The 345-nt window shown below is 63.2% G+C and carries 1 protein-coding gene; it reads left to right on the top strand.

Features of this window, described 5'->3' with window-relative positions:
* Nucleotides 1–345: AAA family ATPase (locus R0J88_RS19125; protein ID WP_410900748.1), on the top strand; the 345-nt coding region annotated here is incomplete at both ends.

Below are 345 nucleotides of genomic sequence, written 5' to 3'. Positions count from 1 at the left end.
CCGTGATCGTGATGACCTCCAATCTGGGCTCGGAAATGATCCAGCGCATGAGCGGTCTCAATGGCGAGCTGGCGGAAGACGAGGGCAGTACGGAAAGCGCCGACGAGCGTGCCGAGCGCAAGGCGGCCTTCCAGTACGACGACATGAAGACGGCGGTGATGGAAGTCGTCGGCGATCACTTCCGTCCGGAGCTGATCAACCGCATCGATGAAGTGGTCGTGTTCCACGCGCTGGGGCAGGCGCAGATCGCCTCCATCGCGGGCATTCAGCTTGAGCGTCTCAAGGCGCGTCTGGCCGAGCGTGATCTCGGCTTCGAGATCACCGACCCGGCGATGGCCTTGCTGG

Source organism: Pseudoalteromonas sp. SIMBA_162 (genome assembly GCF_046535955.1).
Classification (GTDB): domain Bacteria; phylum Pseudomonadota; class Gammaproteobacteria; order Enterobacterales; family Alteromonadaceae; genus Pseudoalteromonas; species Pseudoalteromonas marina.
This window is presented reverse-complemented; position numbering and strand designations above follow the sequence as displayed.